Source organism: Desulfomonile tiedjei (assembly GCA_016212925.1).
GTDB lineage: Bacteria > Desulfobacterota > Desulfomonilia > Desulfomonilales > Desulfomonilaceae > JACRDF01.
Map to the genome: position 1 here is coordinate 17,593 of JACRDF010000041.1, position 16,179 is coordinate 33,771.

Genomic DNA, 16,179 nt, shown 5'->3' on the forward strand with positions numbered 1-16,179 from the left:
TTGTCCAGGCCAAGAGCCTTTGTAGGGCAGGGGGAGGCTCCCAATGGTGTTGGCTTAAGGAGGTGAGACCAAACTGCTGTTGTGGGGCAGGCTTTCCAGCCTGCCTTGGCTGTGCATGGTTACCAGACTGCTGAACGGATAATCCTGGGGTTTAATCACCAGGCCTGCTTTGACCGGGTTGTCATGAATATAGGTGAATTTATCCAGCCAATCCCGCTCATTCCTTATCAGATGATCAAAACTCTCATCCTGCCAGAAGGTACCCTTTCTACCAAGGCATCTATTGATCTGCCTTGCCGTAAATCCTTTTATCCCCTGTAGGATTTTGGCAAGGCTCCATCCGGCAACCGGTTTTAGCAACAAATGCACATGGTCAGGCATGATCACATAGGCTTGCAGGCAATACCTTTCTCCATGCCAAAACCACAAAGCTTCTTCGATAGCACATGCAACGGCGCCGGCCTCCAAAATCGTGCCGAGCGCCTTATGGACCCGGAAAGTCACAAAATAGGTAGAACCGGCCAATTCCCAATGAGGCAGCTTCCTCCTGAACAGAGCAACAGCCTGGAGGTCTTCTCTGGCAAAAGATCTCAGTTCAGGCAGGTTGACGGCAGGCTGGAAAGCCTGCCCCACATGCCTAGCCCCCAGCCACTCTCTAATCGCACGCAGTCTTGCCTCGGGTGGTTCAGCACACACAGAGACTCTCTTAATTCAATAGCATTGGGGGGAGGCCACAGGCCATTCAAGCCTTGACGGAGCAGTGGAGAGGCTGGCAATAAGCGCAGCCGGGGTCAAGTTCCGTCTCCCATGGATTGCGCTGTATTGCCGGAAGTTCTTCAGCGGATCCTTACACCTCCGAGCCCTGGGGTCTATCCAACCTGTAAAGCAGAGGCAAAACAAACTCAAAGAAAGCTTGCCTGTTCATGTCCTGAACCGCCGCCTTGGCACGATTTAGGATGCTGGCCTGATCATCGCTGACAGGGTAAATGTCTGCGTGCTGGAGGCCGAACCAAAGATGAAAGACCTTGAAAATCGGGGGCGATTCACCAGTCATTGATAGATACGTGACAATGGAATCCCAGATGAGAAATTCGGTCTGTCCAGGATTGAAAACAAGAAAGGCCTTCGAATCTTTATCCGCATGCTTGAAGAAGTTCTCCGCTTGCCGAAGCCTTTCTCGAACAAATTTTCTATGCTCTTTCTTGATAAAGTTATCAAGAATGATACCTCGTAAAGTGTTTTTGCCACCCTCATCGTGCCGACCGATATCTGCCATGATGTTGAATGCTGCTGCTGATAACGTATGGACGGACACGACGTCACGTTCATAAAAGTACAGGTTTATTGCTGTCTCAAGCTGGCGACGGGCTGAATCAAGCTTGCTGATGCGAAAATCTGGCATGATTGTTTCTCCAGCAGCGTCTCATAAATCATTTAATGACGAAGTCACTCTTTGAAATTATAGTTTTTGGAATTCCAGCAAAGAGGTCCAGGGGAATTCCGGTATTCTGGGGACACCATACTTAATCCGGTTCCTGTGGGCAAGGACATAACATCCTGTAATACAGTTCACTATTCCTTGGGTCGGTTTGGAGGTTCTGGATGCGGGAGCGAAAAACAAAGAGGAACTCGGGTTTCTTGAATGAGAGCCCCTTCTTGCGTTTCTTACTACTCGCCTAACCTACCTGCTCCAGGGAGTCTGTTGTGCGCCGTGAATTACCGCAAGAACATCAATCCGGTCGGGCCTTATGTAGTAGATAATCCGATACGGTCCTTCAATGACCTCTCGTATTTGTGGTGCATTGTATTCCTGCACGACACGACCGGATAAAGGAAAGTCTCTGATTTGTTGACTGCGCGCGGTGAGACGATCGACAACTCTCTGGGCGTATTCCGGAGAGCTTTGAGTTATATAGTCATGAATGGCCCAGAGCTGTTCCAGCGCATTGTCTGTCCACTCGACCTTCACTTGTCGAGCCCAAACTTGGCACGAACCTCTTCAACACTAGTAGTACGCCCGGCCTCGCTGTCGGCAAGACCTTTCTCTATGGATTGACGCACATAAATTTCATGCATCAGATCGTCCCAAGTGGAATCGTCTGGCAGTCGATCCACTAAACGTCGGGCCTCTTCTTTTATGTTGGTACTCTCCATTGCCCACTCCTTTTGCCGACAACTGACAACTGCCGTCATACTAGAACAGTTTGGATTGCCCTGCAATTCTACCCCGTCGATTCAGCATGTAATTCCAGGGCCACCGTATTTATTTTGTTGTTGGCTCGGCGCCAGGAATCTCATGGATTAGACACCGGGTCCGGAAGGGGATAGACCTTTTCGGCTTTCAGAACAGCACTGGCATAACCAAGACACGCGTGGATGTCTTCCCTGGTTAACCCAGGATAATTCTTCACTATTTCCTCTTCCGGCCACCCTTCCGCGAGCAGACCGACAATGAATTCCACTGCAAGCCGGGTGCCCTTTACAACTGGTTTGCCCGCGAGTATGCGTGGGTCTATGACAATTCTTTCCTGCCAGGTCACCGAGAAGCCCTCCTTTTTGGATCTGACAAAACGGTGTGGGCCAACTCGACCGGGTGTGTCAAGTCATTGCTCCAGGCCCGCTAACTCCGAGAGAATCCCTTGGAGCTGAGCCTTCAGGGGGGGAAGATCAGCCTCGATAACACCCCACACAATGTCATAGTTGACGCGAAAATAATCGTGAACGAGGACATGTCGCATGCCGAGGACCTTCGGCCACGGGACCTCGGTGTGCCTTGCCCGTAGAGCGGGAGACAACTTGGAGGCCGCTTCGCCGAGGGTTTGCAACTGATAAATGATATAAGTCCGTATCAGCTCGTCCCTAAGAAAACGGTCCTTACCGAAAACAGCGTACTTTTCAATACTTGTTACGGCTTCGACCATGTCCATGAGACGTGCTCGGTCATCTCTCATAACGGGACCGCATCTCTGATTACATTCGACCGGACGTTCTCTCGGAGTCCTTGTTCCGGCACCACATCTACCGGAATGCCCAGTAGTTCCTGGAGTTCATAAAGGAATCCTCCGAGGTCAAAGAGGGTCCGCCCTGGCTCCATATCGATGAGGAAATCTATATCGCTCTCAGGTCCGGCCTGCCTCCTCGCCACGGAGCCGAAGATTCGCACGTTTGAGGCGCCGTATCTCGCTGCCAACCGCAAGATGTCTTCCCGCTTTTCCTTTAACAGTTCGTTGATGCCCATGACTGAATCCCTTGGTGTACGAGTGCTTATTCCTCAATCAGTTCCCGTATTTTATCCGGAACATCCTTCGCCAAATGGATATAATCCTTGAATTACGGCAAAAAGAGGAGGAATAGGCTCCCCGCGTACCGCGAGGCTCTCAAGATAAGCTCCTATGGCTTCTTTGACATTTTCTATGGCTTCCTGGCGGGTTCGACTCTGTGATACGCATCCCGGCAGTGACGGAACCTCTGCCACAAAGACGCCATCCTCGTCTGGCTCAATCAAAATACGGTATTTCATGATTCGCCCCGTCGATCCGGGAATTCCGCTGCCTCCAACCACCAACTGCTGCCATATTAGAGCACTTTAGGATGCGCTGCAACGCTATACTCCGTCGATTCAGCGTGTAATTCCAGGCCACGATGTTTATTGGGCCTTGTGCTTGAACTTCCTCCGGTGTTCAGATTCCTTAGGGCTCGGGATTCCAAGGACATCATGCTGAACCGGAACTATGTTCAATCCCAAGAAGCCTACGAATCAGTTCGTAAGCAGAAGCCGAGACCGACGTGAAACGGACGAGGCCTTCCGTTCCATCCGGCAGACCGCTGACCGAGATGACCTTGCCGTATATTTCCGGAGGTGCCTGGCTAGCTGGGCTTTGCTCCACAACCATTCGTATGTCTTCCCACGATGAAATTTCTTTCTCGAACATTACTTTTGCCGAGATAAGCGATGCGTAAGTAATATGGCCGCCTTCTCCTTTGCCGGACATCATTTTCTGATCAAGCCGAAATACCCGGACTGGTACCCGCTCACCTATTCGGGTCAGTGTTTCATCCCTATCGCGCAGATAGGCCTCGTACTGGCCCGCAATGCCCTTCACGTCGTAGAGTTTGACCTTCCCGGGTACTCCTTTCATTGCAACGTCGAGCACTTGCGTCACGTCGAGTTTATCGGAGACCTTCTCATACGTTCCCTTACTGATCAAAACCTGTCCGCCTACGGTAAAGGATTCCATTCTTCCCGTGAAGTTGACTTGTGCTCCAACCGCCCCGTACTTGGCTCGTTTTTCCGACCCGATGTTACCAACCACAACCTCGCCGGTGTTGACTGCGACTCCCATTTCGAGATGCGGCAAGCCATCGGCCTCGTTCTGAGCGTTGATTCCTTCCATGGCTAATTGCATCTTCAGGGCGCACGCCACGGCCAACTCCGGATGATTTTCCAGGGCTTCCGGTGCGCCAAAAAAAGCCAGAATACCATCCCCGATGATCTCATCGATGATCCCGCGGTGATCCAAGATGATGTCCACCATCTTGCCCAAATATCTGTTCAAAAACTTGATCACCTGCTCAGGGCTCATCGTCGAGGTGAGAGCAGTAAAGCCCCTCAGATCCGACATCATGATGGAAAGCTCTCTCATTTCTCCGCCGAGCCTGAGACCGTCTTTAGAGTCAAGAAGTCGCTTGACCACTTCTTGTGTCAAGTAGCGTCCGAAAGTGTCTTTTATGCGGTCTCTGTCCTTCAATCCCTCTGTCATTCGAGTGAAGGCCCGTGCCAACTGGCCCACCTCGTCATTGGATTGGATATCTCCCAAATCGATATCTAGATCGCCCGCGGCAACCTTGACCGTTTCATCGGCCATGCGGCGCAAAGGACGGCTGATAGAGCGTGCAACTAAAACGGAAGCGAACACCAGCAATACTATGCCAACCACTGCCAAGAGGATCGTTGTCCGGAAAAGATCCTCCACTTCTGCGAAAAGCTCTTTCTTTGGCAGGATGGCAGCCAGGGTCCACCCCGGAGGATTAATTCGCGTGAAAGCCAGGTAGGAATCGACTCCGGTAATGCCCGGACCAATGTCGTAGAAGCCTGATTCCTCAGTTATCATCGCCCGGGCAAGCTCTTTGGCTCGCGGATCTTTCGCCTTATCAGCAGTATCGAATATTGACGAGCGCATAATTAGATCAGGATTTCGATTGGTGACAAAAGTCCCTTCATCCGAGATCACTGACAGGAATCCGGTTTCATAGACATGCTTGGAATTCGTAAGTTTATTCAACTGTTCCAGAGAGATATCCGCAGTTACGACGGCCCTCAAGCGCGGTGTTGAGCCTTCCTCCTTTTCGCCAAACATGGGGCTCGCGTAGGTGATCATCGCTGCATTGCCACCGCCCTCATCAAAGTAAGGGTCTGTCCATACGGGCTTTCTCAGCTTCACAGGAACGCTGAACCAATTTTTGGAAAAGTAATTGTAAGATTCTGTGCCGAGCTGCTCGAACTTGATCTCGCCGTTTGCTCTAAAAAAATAAGGGGCAAATCTTTCAACATCCGGTTTGAACATATTGGGCAAAAAGGCCACAGTGGACCCGAAAACTCGATCATGCCCCGTGACCATGTGTCTGATATGGCGGAGAAGGGCCTCCTCATCCCAAGTGCTTGACTCCAAGAAGGCAGTTAAATCCTCGACTGCCTGAGCCACCAACAGAAATTCCTGCTCGATTTCATTGGCCAGAGAGGCGGTGAGATTCCGTGCGCTTTTCCCTGCCTCTTGCTTTATTAACTCTTTGGATCTACTGTAATTGACCCACAAGACCATGGCTAGAACCAGGCAAGTGCTGCCGAGAACCAGCAGAGCGATTTTGACGGCAATGCTTTTGCGAAGGGTTATCATTTCCGGAAACCACCTTTGCCCATCAACCCCCAGGAAACCGGTCCGGATAGTGAATGAATTCTCTATCGGAGTCCCGGTTTGGATAGGAAGTCAGGTCGGTTAGGAAGCGGTTGACGGGCTGCGCAGGCCGATTTCTTTTTAACATGGGAGATCATCGGACTCTGCTGGGCAACACCGCGTCATCATTGCTTTCATTGGCTCACATACCCTCGAGATATAAGCGAAAGCCGAATCGAGGCTTTCGCGTTCTTGTTGCCAATGGACGCGACCATCCTTGCCACGCCGCTTTTCAGCAATTGCCCTGTTTGGGCGGCATTGCGGCCGTACAATTCCTCGTTTTCGTCTGCCAGCCGTTTCATTTCGTCGAGGAATCTGTCCGTCTCATCTAGCGCGGAAAAAACCATAAACGCGACTTCTTCTTCCGACCAGCTCGTGCCCTTTGCGGTCCCCGCCGCGGCGGCAATCAGGCGTTTCACCCGTTCCAATGAAGCCTCGAAATCGGGTTTGCTGCTCATTGACAGATTGTTTCGACAGTCGTCGAGGACCTGCTTGTACGCGTTCATGCGCTTGCTCTTGAAGTAGGTCTCGACGCCAAAGCCGATTAGCGCAAGTACCAGCAGTACGCCGACAACACAGACCATGATCGCAATCAATTTGTGGTCTCCAAAAAACTGAGCCAGCTTGCCGCGACTGCGTATCTGGGCATGTGCTGCTCCAAAATCCCCTTCTTCGTCATAATCTCGAACTCCGCTTTCAGCTTGAGGTCGTTTTTCGGTTCTTAGGTGACCGGTCGAATTGCTTACGCCTTCCTGTTCGCCAAACCCATCGCGAGGAACGGGGGTCGCGGTCACCCGCGACAATAAAACTCCGCATTTGGGGCAGTCTAGTGATTTGCCGTTCAAGGGGAAGCCACAGGAGGGGCATGGTGCGTGGTCTATTGTGCGATGAGGTTGCCTTTCCTCGCCATGAGATCCTTCGGTGTTTCGCGACAAACCTATTTGCTCGATCCTTGCACGAACTTTCGCAAGCCCTGCGGCATTGATCCCGTATTTCTCCATCACGGCATGATCACTCATACCGGACTTGAGGTCTTCGTGGACCTGACGAGCGCTAATCTTCTTTGACATGCCATTTCCCCCACCTGAATTAGCCGAGAAGCCGAGCATATTACAGACCGACTTGCTTGACGAAGGAATTCTCGCCGATAGCTAAAGCATATCTCTTCGTTTTTTCTTCAGTCAAGCACTATCGGAGAAAAGGGTCAGGCCCATTGCTTTTGCGATGGCAACCTGCCGAATGTGGCCCCGGTTACAGACGTTGCATGATGGAACGCCGTCGAATACAATGGATTCCATTGACAGTCACGCCCGATTGGAGCTTGAGGAGCGAAGGTGGTCGTTAACACCAGCCCCTGCAAGATCTTGGGCGATCCAAACGGTGCCGATCGACATTGACGAGGTGAGTGGGAGAACGTGGAAATGATTCAACTAAACAACGCCATGGAGATCTTCAAGATTCTACCAAAGACCAATTGCCGGGACTGTAGGGTTCCGACATGTTTTGCTTTTGCCGCGGCTGTCTTCAAGGGTGATAAGGGCCTGGAGGAATGCGTCCATATACCAAAGGCCAACCTGGAGACGTTCAGTGTCCAGAACTCTCAGTCCAGGACTTTGGACCGGGAACAGGAACAAGCGCTGGCACAATTGAAGCGGAAAATCGCCGGAGTAGATTTGGGTTCTTCCGCCGCGAGGTTGGGCGCTTCGTTTTCGGAGGAAAAACTCGCGGTCAAGTGCCTTGGCAAGGACTTCCATGTCGATTCCCAGGGAAATGTCACTTCTGACTGCCACGTGCATGGGTGGGTCACAATACCGCTCTTAAACTATGTTGTGGGTTGCTCCGGGAAGCCCGTTTCAGGCAACTGGGTCCCCATGCGTGAACTCAAGAATGGGGCCACGTGGGCTCGCCTTTTCGGCCAGCGGTGTGAAAAGCCGTTGAAGCAAGTTGCCGATACTCATACAGATCTGTTTGAGCATATGATCCAAATCTTCAGCGCGAAATCTGCGCCTAATGCCTTTAATTCGGACATTGCAGTAATATTGCACCCTCTTCCGAGGATACCGATGCTCATTTGTTACTGGAAGCCGGACGACGGCATGGAATCATCGCTGAATGTTTTCTTCGACGACACAGCGGAAGACAATCTGGTTGTTGATTCACTCTACACGCTTGCCACCGGGCTCGTGATGATGTTCGAAAAAATCGCGGTCACCCACGGCAAGTAAGGAGCGATTCCACTTATGTCAAGGACGTTCCGAGCCCGCTGGATGGTCAGGGATGGAGGCAAGTATATTGTTTTTGCAGCGCCGACTTCCAGCCCTGACCTCCTTTATGCATTTGTGTTCCTATTGACTTGAGATTCTGCCATAATACTTACCAAGAATCTGGACCGGTTTTTGGGGGGTGGGTCGGCGGAGGTCCAAATGATAACGAATGACGAAGGCTCTTTGATTGACGATGTTCGGCGTGGTGTAATTGATTCGGAGTTGATGGAGAAATATCGGTTGTCCGCTGCGAACCTGCGCAGAAGGCTTCTCCAGCTAATGAGCGAACAGGCGGTAAATTCTGCACATGTCTACTGGAGGCCCATACTCTACGACTACGAGGCCAGTGACAGCGACAGAAGAGTCACACCACGTTACCCCCTTGAGTTGCTCTTAACAGTCAACGCCATGGAGTCTCCGGAATCGACTTCAGGGCTCCTGGTCGACATTAATGAAAAGGGCGGTTGCGTAAAGGGTATGCGCCCACCTCTTGGCGTGATGCTAGCTTTAAGAATTGATACCGGGGGACTAGTGTCAGCCGACGAGATAGTACTTGAGGCCGTCTTTCGTTGGGAGGAACCAGAGGGCGACGCTGACTTTCTGGCGGGATTTGAGATAGTGAATATTTCTCAAGGCAACGCGGTTCTTCTCAGAGAATTAATTCGGACGATTGTTCACGGGTAACGTCCTTAACTGCGCAACGGTTCCCCCTTTTATCCCATTTCCCATCAGCTCGGGATTTTACCACAACGGGAAAGAGGAGAGGTAGCGGCCGCTTACTCTTTGAACGTTATGGAGAACAGAAAGGCCCTCATGTCTGCCTCCACTTTGTCGTAAACACCGTCCGTCGAATCGCAGATCACCTGAACCCCGGCCACCTTATGGCGCAAATGGCCCACAAGAACCTTGTGAACCACGGCTCCTCTTTTATATTCCCCCTCATACCCGACGGAGTTGCTGTGAGTGAAATTGCCTCGCTGGGGGGTCAGCATCTCCTTGACGTCGAATGGAACTTGTACCCGTTTGCCGATGGAGTACTTTATTACGTCAATGGCCTCCGGGACCGTTTCACAGATGAGAGCCATGACAGGGCGTATCTTACGACCTTCAGCATCTTCGATCGGGTTGTGCTCGAACATGAGCAGAAATGCATTTGACTTCGCGTCTATGCCATCGTGGACTAGGTTCCACTGGGAAGGGTCCGGGCGAGTGTACATGACAGTCGAGCCGTATGCCGTAAAGGTTTCTTGCGCTTCGGCAGCAAATGCGAGGTTCAAGAAGGCCAACATAACCGGGACAAGGATTTTCATAGTGGACCCCTACCGAGGGCTGAAGACTGCATTGGGGGAACAGGCTTAACCAGCGTGCGATCCTGAAATATCATGTTCCAGCCGATGCAGCAACAACGCATTCGGCTCTTGCCTAGCCGTTCAGTCACCAGCGGCGGAAAACGGTCATTGCTTCGCTGCGCTCGCAATGACAGAGACCTCAAGAAGCCCAGATTAAATGAGTGATTACGCTCTTGTAGCTCACACCTAGTCCACAAATAATCTTTTGTCCACACGGAATTATTCACTTGGGAAAGAATGCAACTGTCATTGCGAGGGCGCAAGCCCGAAGCAATCTCCATTGGTGGCAGCCATGCCTGGTGGGACAGGCTTCCAGCCTGTCTATTTGAATGACCGGCAAGATGCCGGTCCCACCGAAAATGAGATTGCTTCGTCGTTTCACTCCTCGCAATGGCACAGGTCTGTCCCGGTGATTATTTGTCAACGGCATATTTCCGTGTCCACAATAGGCAAACGTGTCCCGATCACCGCGGTTATCGCGACGGAACCTGTACAAGGGCCACGTCCGGCCGCAGATCATAAAGCTCCAGACGACTCCTCGTACTATCGAAGGAGCGCCACAGAGTGGAATCGACTAATCTCCCTTTGGCTCTGACCCAGTCGGCGATGGGCCGTTCCGCTGCCTCCGCGCCGAGCATACGGCTGACGAACCACCAATCGCCCAGCATCACGAAGCGGACCTGGTCGGCTTGGACCATCCGCTCCAACTTCTCCGGACTCAAAATAGGGTCCAGCCCATGAAAGCCTCCCATCGCCATCACAGCCCCTCCCGTGCTGATGATGATCGGAGCGGCAAGCCGCGCGCTCGATGTAGCCAGCAGAAAGCGTTCGCCTCCGCTGTTGGCCTTGAGGAAGCGAACCAGTTTCGAGTCGCCCATGACCTTGCTTAACCCGGGGCTGGAGAGCGCTGCGGAATTGCCGTGGCCAGGAAGAAGGCGTGCCGGGTCTGCCGAGGGTAGCGTGCCATGTCCAGGCGCGATGACACTGCTCCAGGCCCAAGCCATAGGGAACGCCAGCAGCGCCAGGAGTCCAATTCCGAACATACCAGCTGCCAGGGCCCGTTCGGTCCGACCCCAGGGTTGACGAAAAAGCATGAGGAGCGACCCGCCTGCCACAAAGAGGGTTACCGCAAGGAGATCAACATGAAGCCACGTAAGCTGAACACCAGGGCGTCCCCTCAGAGCTATGAGTGCGGCCATGGCATTTAGCATTTCCCCAAGCGTCCCATCGAAGGCACTTGCGTTGATATATATCTGCCACACGGCGGTCAGGACAAGTGAGGCGGGAAGGAGAAGCGCGCCCCAACCCTTCTGAGCGTACCTGTCCCAAAGACAGGCCACTCCGATGCCGGCCAGCGCAGCCAGCGCAGGCGCCAGGGTCGCGAGGTAATACAGGTGCATGATGCCGCCCGCAAAGCTGTAGACAACTCCATAAGCGACGGCCCAGCAGAACCACAGCAGCAGCGCCAGGTGAGTCGGCGCCGGCGGCTTGCGGAACCGTTCCCGAACCGCTGCGAGCACAAGCCCCATAATTGCCAGAGGGAACAGCCACCCGACTTGCCCGGCCAATTGGCCGTCGGCAAGCCGCAGCGGCCCCGCCGGGGCCCGGACGAAAAGTCGCGACAATCTTTTGCCATCCCCGGGCTGGGACGGAGTTTCTTCGCCGGGAGCCCATTGAACTCGGCCAGCAGCGTCTTGTCGGGACCGCGGATCGCTCCGGGTAGGCTCAGACGATTTCAGAGGCGACACGAACCGTCCGACCGCGTACGGACCGACCGCAAGTTCCAGCATGGAATTCTTCTTGGTGGTACCGGCGAACGGCCGCTGTTCGGGCGGCGTCAAGTCGTAAATAAGGACCCAGGACAGAGACACCACGATCAAGAGTAGGCCGGCGATGGCCAAGTCTGCTAAGCGGCGTCCCCGCACGACGGGTGCGCCCAGATAGTAAACCAGCACGAAGGCCGGCAGCACGACAAACGCGGCCAGCATCTTGACGTTGAACCCGAGGCCAATAAGGGCCATAGATAGCAGCAAAAAACGCCGGCTACCTTCTTCGGCAGCCCGGATTAGGGCCCATGTCGCTAGGAGCAGGACCAGCACCAGGCAACTATCGGTGTTGCTCGATCGGTCGATCGCGACGCTTATCGGCGTGATAGCCAGGAAGAGCGCGGCCAACAGCCCGGCCCGAGCGCCAAAACCGCGCTGCACGAGATGGTAAACGATCCACACCGCGGCCACACCTTCGAGGACCTGGGGCATGAGGACGCTGAAGGCATGGAAGCCGAAAAACTTGGCACTAGCGGCCTGGATCCACAGCGCAACCGGGGGCTTGTCCACTGAAACGAACCCGGCCGGATCGAAGGAATTGTAAAGGAAGTTGTGCCAACTAGTCGTCATGCTCCGAACGCCGGCGGTGTAGTACTCGTTTCCCCATCCATTCTGCGCCAGCTTGACCAAGCGCAACCCGAGGCCCAGCAGGAGGATGGCGAGGAGCATGACGCTTTTCCACAGGCGAGCGGCCGCGGTCTCTAGCTCGTGGATTGGCACGGGATGGGACATTATAAAAGGCTCCGGTGAATTGCAGTCGTGCACCAATGTGCGATCAAACGGGCAATATTAACGTGGGCCGGCAGGGACCCCGGATCGTGGTCCGGGGCAGGCTCTGGCCTCCACCGCAATAGCCTGGCGGTCCCGCGGAAAGCCTGCCATGCTGACGTCCGGGAAAGCGCATCAGTGTGAGCAGTCTTCTTTATAGACGAGATTGTCAGAGATTCGTTTGGGGAATTTTATGGCGGTTGCCATAATTTTTGTCCGATTGGCAAGCACTCCATTCCGTCATTCCTGCGGAGGCAGGAATCCAGTCCCGCGTCTCGTGGGATTTCCTGGGTTCCCGCCTTCGCTGGAACGACGGGCGTTGTGACGCTCTTGAGAAGTAGGCCCCGTAGATACGATCTGAAGACCAGATTGATTATCTTCTGGCCAAACGGACATTACTTTTGGCAACGGATATACAGGGCCTGGATTCCTTAACCAACAAAAAAAGGGAAGTTGGAGTTTTCCAACTTCCCTGTCTATTCAGTCTATTATCTTGACGTCCCCACGGGGACCCGGAACGGTGTCGTCGGCGTTTCCCGCCGGATTGGGGCCTTGTTGCGGCTACACTGGCGCTTCCGCGGTGAGTTCCTTTTTGCAGAAAAAGGGGCCGATTGCCAGCGCGTCCATTCGGGTCCGAAGGAAGCACTCGATCGCGTCCTCAGGCGAGCAGACGATAGGTTCGTTCTCATTGAAGCTCGTATTGAGGATCACTGGAATGCCGGTCAATTCGTCGAAGGCTCGAATAAGGTTATGAAAAAGAGCGTTACATTCCCTGGTCACTGTCTGCAATCGGCCGGTATTGTCGACATGATTGACAGCCGGCAATTTTTCGCGCCATTCCGGCCTGATCTTATACACGTGAAGCATGAACGGGGAGGGGGAGCTTTCTTCAAAAAGATCGTTCTGCCTTTCCGCCAAAACAGCCGGTGCGAAAGGACGAAACCACTCTCGGCGCTTGATGCGCGCGTTCAAGGTTTCTTTCATGGTCTCCAGGCCGGGATGAGCCAGAATTGACCGGTTGCCGAGGGCCCGCGGTCCCCATTCCATCCGTCCCTGGAACCAGCCGACAATGGCCCCATCGGCTATCGACCGGGCTGTTGCCTTCAGCAGCTCAGGCTGCTCCATTCGTCGATAGGGGATGTGATGAGCTTCCAGAGCCGCCTGAACGACAGACTCCGAGTACTCCGGTCCGAGGTACGGGTGCTTCATGATATACCGGTCCCCGTCGTGCAGAATGGACCGGGCCACATACAGAGCCGCTCCCAGCGAGTTGCCTTCGTCGCCGGCTGCAGGTTGAATCGAGGTTTCCCGAAATGGTGTTTGTTGAGCGATCTTTCCGTTGGCGACGCTGTTGAGCGCTGAACCTCCGGCGATTGCGACGCGAGCATCGGGAACCAGGCCGTGCAGCAAGTTGAGCATGTGGAAATAGGCCTGCTCGAACCGATGCTGCATTGCCGCCGCTAAATTCATATCACGCTCAGCCAAAGGCGTGGCTAAATCCCTGGGAGAACCGAAAGTTTTCTCCATACGATCCGAATACTGCCGGCTGAAAAAAGCCTCGCCCGTTTCGTCAAATCTGATGCCCTGGTTCGGCCCCAAGGGCATGAAATACTTAAGATTGAGCGTGAAGCCCTCGGGAGTGACAGTCAGAATATCGCGAAACTCTTGCTTAAAAGAATCATTACCGAACGCGGCCAGGGCCATGACCTTGCCTTCATCTCCATACTTAGAATACCCGATGAACTCGCAAACCATGGTGTAGAAAGTACCCAAGGAATGGGGCACGTATACCTTGCGCAACAGTTCGATGCTGTCATTCTCGCATTTGCCTAGTGTGCAAGTAACGAAGTCGCCGGAACCGTCTACTGTGAAGGCAGCGCATCTTTCCCAGTCGGAGATGAAGTACGAGCTTGCGGCATGCGCTAGATGATGCTCTACGTGTATGGGCTTGAATCGCACGGATGAAGGTTCGATGCCGCATTCCTTGACGATCTGGTTCTTGAGGTCAGTGTGCTGAAGCCGTTTGCTCGCCCGCGAAAGAATACTGGGCAAGTGCTGAACGTTCCTCATGACGAAATACGCCTTTTGGCCCAGGTTGGCCTTCGGGTCGTTGCCAAGCGCAACATAATCTACGTCGCGGAAGGTTATGCCGGCAATTTCCAGACATTTCCGAATCGACAGCACCGGGAACTTGGCGTAATACTTAACGCGGTTGAGGCGCTCTTCGGCAATTGCGCAGACGGGGACCCCATCAATCACCAAGGACGCTGAAGCGCCTGGATGGAAAGCATTTATTCCGAGAATGACAGACACCTTCTCCCTCACTCAAATCGCTGAAAATGGGTTGGAAGTGCAAGACCCAACGGGGTGGTACGATACATCACTTCAGGAAGAGCGGAGCGTTTGTTTGTGCGATGGATCAGGCCTCAGCACGTCAAATGCGCCGTTGGTAGCCCTCGTTGTAACTCCCACATCACCAGCCTGGATCGCCTCCGCTTCCGGCAACACAACGCACCCCATGGTGGTAAACCAATGATCGTACCACAACTGGCTCCTGGTTACCAGTCTGAACCAGCTCACGCTGTAACCATCCAGTCTTGCGGGGGTAGAAAAAATTCTGAGCTCTGAAGGGGCGTACCAATGGTAGTCCCGCGGGACGCGGGATGTAAACCCGTGGACCGGAAGTACTGCTACAGCCCTGAATCACCGACCCTGGAGGGGTCGACCATGAATGTGAGTTGGGCTTCGGGATTGGTCGACCCCTCCAGGGTCGGTGATCCAAATGATTGTGTGGGCCATTGTCCACGGGCTCACGCCCGTGGCTACTGTTGGGCTGCCCCTTCGGGGCATGGGAGGCGCTCCCGCACGTAACTGAATGATTACATCATCCGGTCTATTTAGCCGCGTTTGCGCTTTCGAGAACGATATCCAGGATCTGTTCATACGGTTTGGCGGCTTTCCGTTCCATTACGAGCGCAAATCCTTTCTCGACAAGAGACTGATGTAAACTGCGGTCTGCCAAGATAAGAGAAGCCTTTTTTGCAAAGTCGTCGGGGCTCCAGGGGTCAAAAAAGAGGGCGGCGTCCTGGCATATGTCATGGGCATAAGGCCTGTCGGCCACGAGGGCAGGAGTGCCGACGGACATAGCCTCCAGAGGAGTCTGCCCCATGCTTTCAACCAATGAAGGCAGTATGAGGGCATCGGCCAATTGGTAGGCTTCGGTTAACTCCGCACCCCTGAGATACCCGAGGCAGTGGACACCGGGTCTCGCGGCGTAGTGGTGCTTCTCCGGTAAGGTGAGGAATAATCGAGCTTCAGGCGATAACTCTCTCAAAAGAGCAAGTCCCGCCACCGCTGTATCAAGCTTCTTATACGGATAGTCTGCACCAACGTAGAGCAGTTTGGGCCCGAGACCGGTCAAACGCATAGAAGCCAGCTTAGGGCTGGGTGTATCCGGGTTGGCCATATGTTTTGGCCCGGAGTACACAACTGTTACTTTGCTTGGTTCGATGTTGAATGAAGAGCAGATCCAGTCCTTCATCACAGCACACTGGACCAACACCCGGCGGGCTGACGTGCAGGACCGCTTCATCTGGTGACGAATCATCCCTATGCGGAATCGCCAGAGGGCTGAGCGATAGGTAGAGACGGCTTCATCGCTGAATGGGAGTGACTGCTGCACATACGTGACGTGGGGAACACCGAAACATCCTCTCCCGAATTGGCTGGAGGCAAATATCACGTGCGAGGACAATCGCTTGGCCGCGATTCCCAAACCGAATTCATACCAAGCCACGCGAGCCAAGTAGTTCTTGTCACACCACTCATTCTCGATGAGGTTAACTTTTGCCGAAGAGGGGAATTCAAACCCTCTATTCCGCCTTGGCGAGCAAAAGATGCTTGTCTGTGCGACTCGCCTGTCGGCAATCGCGGCATCGAGGAATTCGAGCAAGATAGTCTCTGAGCCCCCAAACTTTGCCCCTGTGGCTTCAACAGCTATATGAATCCCATCAATCACTTA

General features: G+C 53.7%; 17 protein-coding genes. 2 read left to right on the forward strand and 15 right to left on the reverse strand.

The annotated features are described in order from the left end of the window. Positions 1 to 54 precede the first annotated feature (54 nt). The 10 genes from HY913_16970 to HY913_17015 form a co-directional block, all read right to left on the reverse strand. Positions 55 to 696: a transposase gene (locus HY913_16970; GenBank protein MBI4964969.1), complete on the reverse strand. Its 642-nt coding sequence runs from the start codon at positions 694 to 696 to the stop codon at positions 55 to 57. Positions 697 to 847: 151 nt separating this feature from the next. Further along, entirely contained in the window at positions 848 to 1,402 is a 555-nt protein-coding gene (locus tag HY913_16975; GenBank protein ID MBI4964970.1) for a hypothetical protein, read from the reverse strand. A gap of 279 nt (positions 1,403 to 1,681) precedes the next feature. After that, positions 1,682 to 1,969 (reverse strand): type II toxin-antitoxin system RelE/ParE family toxin, encoded by a 288-nt coding sequence (locus HY913_16980; GenBank protein ID MBI4964971.1) that lies wholly within the window; start codon positions 1,967 to 1,969, stop codon positions 1,682 to 1,684. Next, positions 1,966 to 2,154, reverse strand: a complete 189-nt coding sequence (locus HY913_16985) for a hypothetical protein (GenBank protein MBI4964972.1) — start codon at positions 2,152 to 2,154, stop codon at positions 1,966 to 1,968. Before HY913_16985 ends, HY913_16980 begins: the two co-directional genes overlap by 4 nt. 140 nt (positions 2,155 to 2,294) lie before the next feature. Then, positions 2,295 to 2,540, reverse strand: coding sequence for a DUF433 domain-containing protein (locus HY913_16990; protein ID MBI4964973.1), 246 nt, complete (start codon positions 2,538 to 2,540; stop codon positions 2,295 to 2,297). Between the two features lie 63 nt (positions 2,541 to 2,603). Further along, the gene (locus HY913_16995) at positions 2,604 to 2,951 is read right to left on the reverse strand and encodes a DUF86 domain-containing protein (GenBank protein MBI4964974.1); all 348 of its coding nucleotides are present in this window, start codon (positions 2,949 to 2,951) and stop codon (positions 2,604 to 2,606) included. Then, positions 2,948 to 3,238: a nucleotidyltransferase family protein gene (locus tag HY913_17000; GenBank protein ID MBI4964975.1), complete on the reverse strand. Its 291-nt coding sequence runs from the start codon at positions 3,236 to 3,238 to the stop codon at positions 2,948 to 2,950. The genes HY913_16995 and HY913_17000 overlap by 4 nt, the downstream gene beginning before the upstream one ends. A gap of 51 nt (positions 3,239 to 3,289) precedes the next feature. After that, positions 3,290 to 3,520: a type II toxin-antitoxin system HicB family antitoxin gene (locus tag HY913_17005; protein ID MBI4964976.1), complete on the reverse strand. Its 231-nt coding sequence runs from the start codon at positions 3,518 to 3,520 to the stop codon at positions 3,290 to 3,292. Between the two features lie 193 nt (positions 3,521 to 3,713). Next, entirely contained in the window at positions 3,714 to 5,894 is a 2,181-nt protein-coding gene (locus HY913_17010; GenBank protein MBI4964977.1) for a HAMP domain-containing protein, read from the reverse strand. Positions 5,895 to 6,085: 191 nt separating this feature from the next. Continuing rightward, positions 6,086 to 7,021, reverse strand: a complete 936-nt coding sequence (locus HY913_17015) for a hypothetical protein (protein ID MBI4964978.1) — start codon at positions 7,019 to 7,021, stop codon at positions 6,086 to 6,088. A gap of 351 nt (positions 7,022 to 7,372) precedes the next feature. Between HY913_17015 and HY913_17020 the strand changes: the two genes are divergently transcribed. Together HY913_17020 and HY913_17025 are read left to right on the forward strand one after the other, a co-directional pair. Then, a complete protein-coding gene (locus tag HY913_17020) occupies positions 7,373 to 8,176 on the forward strand; it encodes a DUF3786 domain-containing protein (protein ID MBI4964979.1) in 804 nt (267 codons plus the stop codon). Positions 8,177 to 8,374: 198 nt separating this feature from the next. Beyond that, positions 8,375 to 8,899, forward strand: coding sequence for a PilZ domain-containing protein (locus HY913_17025; GenBank protein ID MBI4964980.1), 525 nt, complete (start codon positions 8,375 to 8,377; stop codon positions 8,897 to 8,899). Positions 8,900 to 8,991: 92 nt separating this feature from the next. Here HY913_17025 and HY913_17030 read toward each other — a convergent pair whose 3' ends face one another. The 5 genes from HY913_17030 to HY913_17050 all read right to left on the reverse strand — a co-directional run bounded on the left by HY913_17030 (position 8,992) and on the right by HY913_17050 (position 16,176). Then, positions 8,992 to 9,525: a hypothetical protein gene (locus HY913_17030; GenBank protein ID MBI4964981.1), complete on the reverse strand. Its 534-nt coding sequence runs from the start codon at positions 9,523 to 9,525 to the stop codon at positions 8,992 to 8,994. Positions 9,526 to 10,037: 512 nt separating this feature from the next. Then, a complete protein-coding gene (locus HY913_17035) occupies positions 10,038 to 12,122 on the reverse strand; it encodes a glycosyltransferase family 39 protein (protein ID MBI4964982.1) in 2,085 nt (694 codons plus the stop codon). Positions 12,123 to 12,719: 597 nt separating this feature from the next. Next, on the reverse strand, positions 12,720 to 14,471 hold the full coding sequence (locus HY913_17040) for a carbamoyltransferase (GenBank protein ID MBI4964983.1): 1,752 nt from the start codon (positions 14,469 to 14,471) through the stop codon (positions 12,720 to 12,722). 72 nt (positions 14,472 to 14,543) lie between these two features. Further along, positions 14,544 to 14,738 (reverse strand): hypothetical protein, encoded by a 195-nt coding sequence (locus HY913_17045; protein ID MBI4964984.1) that lies wholly within the window; start codon positions 14,736 to 14,738, stop codon positions 14,544 to 14,546. Positions 14,739 to 15,051: 313 nt separating this feature from the next. Then, entirely contained in the window at positions 15,052 to 16,176 is a 1,125-nt protein-coding gene (locus HY913_17050) for a glycosyltransferase (protein MBI4964985.1), read from the reverse strand. Positions 16,177 to 16,179: the final 3 nt, after the last annotated feature.

Coding starts and splice junctions, on each gene's coding strand:
- HY913_17015 (MBI4964978.1), bottom strand. CDS start 7,021: ATGTCAAAGAAGATTAGCGCTCGTCAGGTCCACGAAGACCTCAAGTCC.
- HY913_16995 (MBI4964974.1), bottom strand. CDS start 2,951: ATGAGAGATGACCGAGCACGTCTCATGGACATGGTCGAAGCCGTAACA.
- HY913_16975 (MBI4964970.1), bottom strand. CDS start 1,402: ATGCCAGATTTTCGCATCAGCAAGCTTGATTCAGCCCGTCGCCAGCTT.
- HY913_17000 (MBI4964975.1), bottom strand. CDS start 3,238: ATGGGCATCAACGAACTGTTAAAGGAAAAGCGGGAAGACATCTTGCGG.
- HY913_17035 (MBI4964982.1), bottom strand. CDS start 12,122: ATGTCCCATCCCGTGCCAATCCACGAGCTAGAGACCGCGGCCGCTCGC.
- HY913_17030 (MBI4964981.1), bottom strand. CDS start 9,525: ATGAAAATCCTTGTCCCGGTTATGTTGGCCTTCTTGAACCTCGCATTT.
- HY913_17005 (MBI4964976.1), bottom strand. CDS start 3,520: ATGAAATACCGTATTTTGATTGAGCCAGACGAGGATGGCGTCTTTGTG.
- HY913_16985 (MBI4964972.1), bottom strand. CDS start 2,154: ATGGAGAGTACCAACATAAAAGAAGAGGCCCGACGTTTAGTGGATCGA.
- HY913_17025 (MBI4964980.1), top strand. CDS start 8,375: ATGATAACGAATGACGAAGGCTCTTTGATTGACGATGTTCGGCGTGGT.
- HY913_17010 (MBI4964977.1), bottom strand. CDS start 5,894: ATGATAACCCTTCGCAAAAGCATTGCCGTCAAAATCGCTCTGCTGGTT.
- HY913_17020 (MBI4964979.1), top strand. CDS start 7,373: ATGATTCAACTAAACAACGCCATGGAGATCTTCAAGATTCTACCAAAG.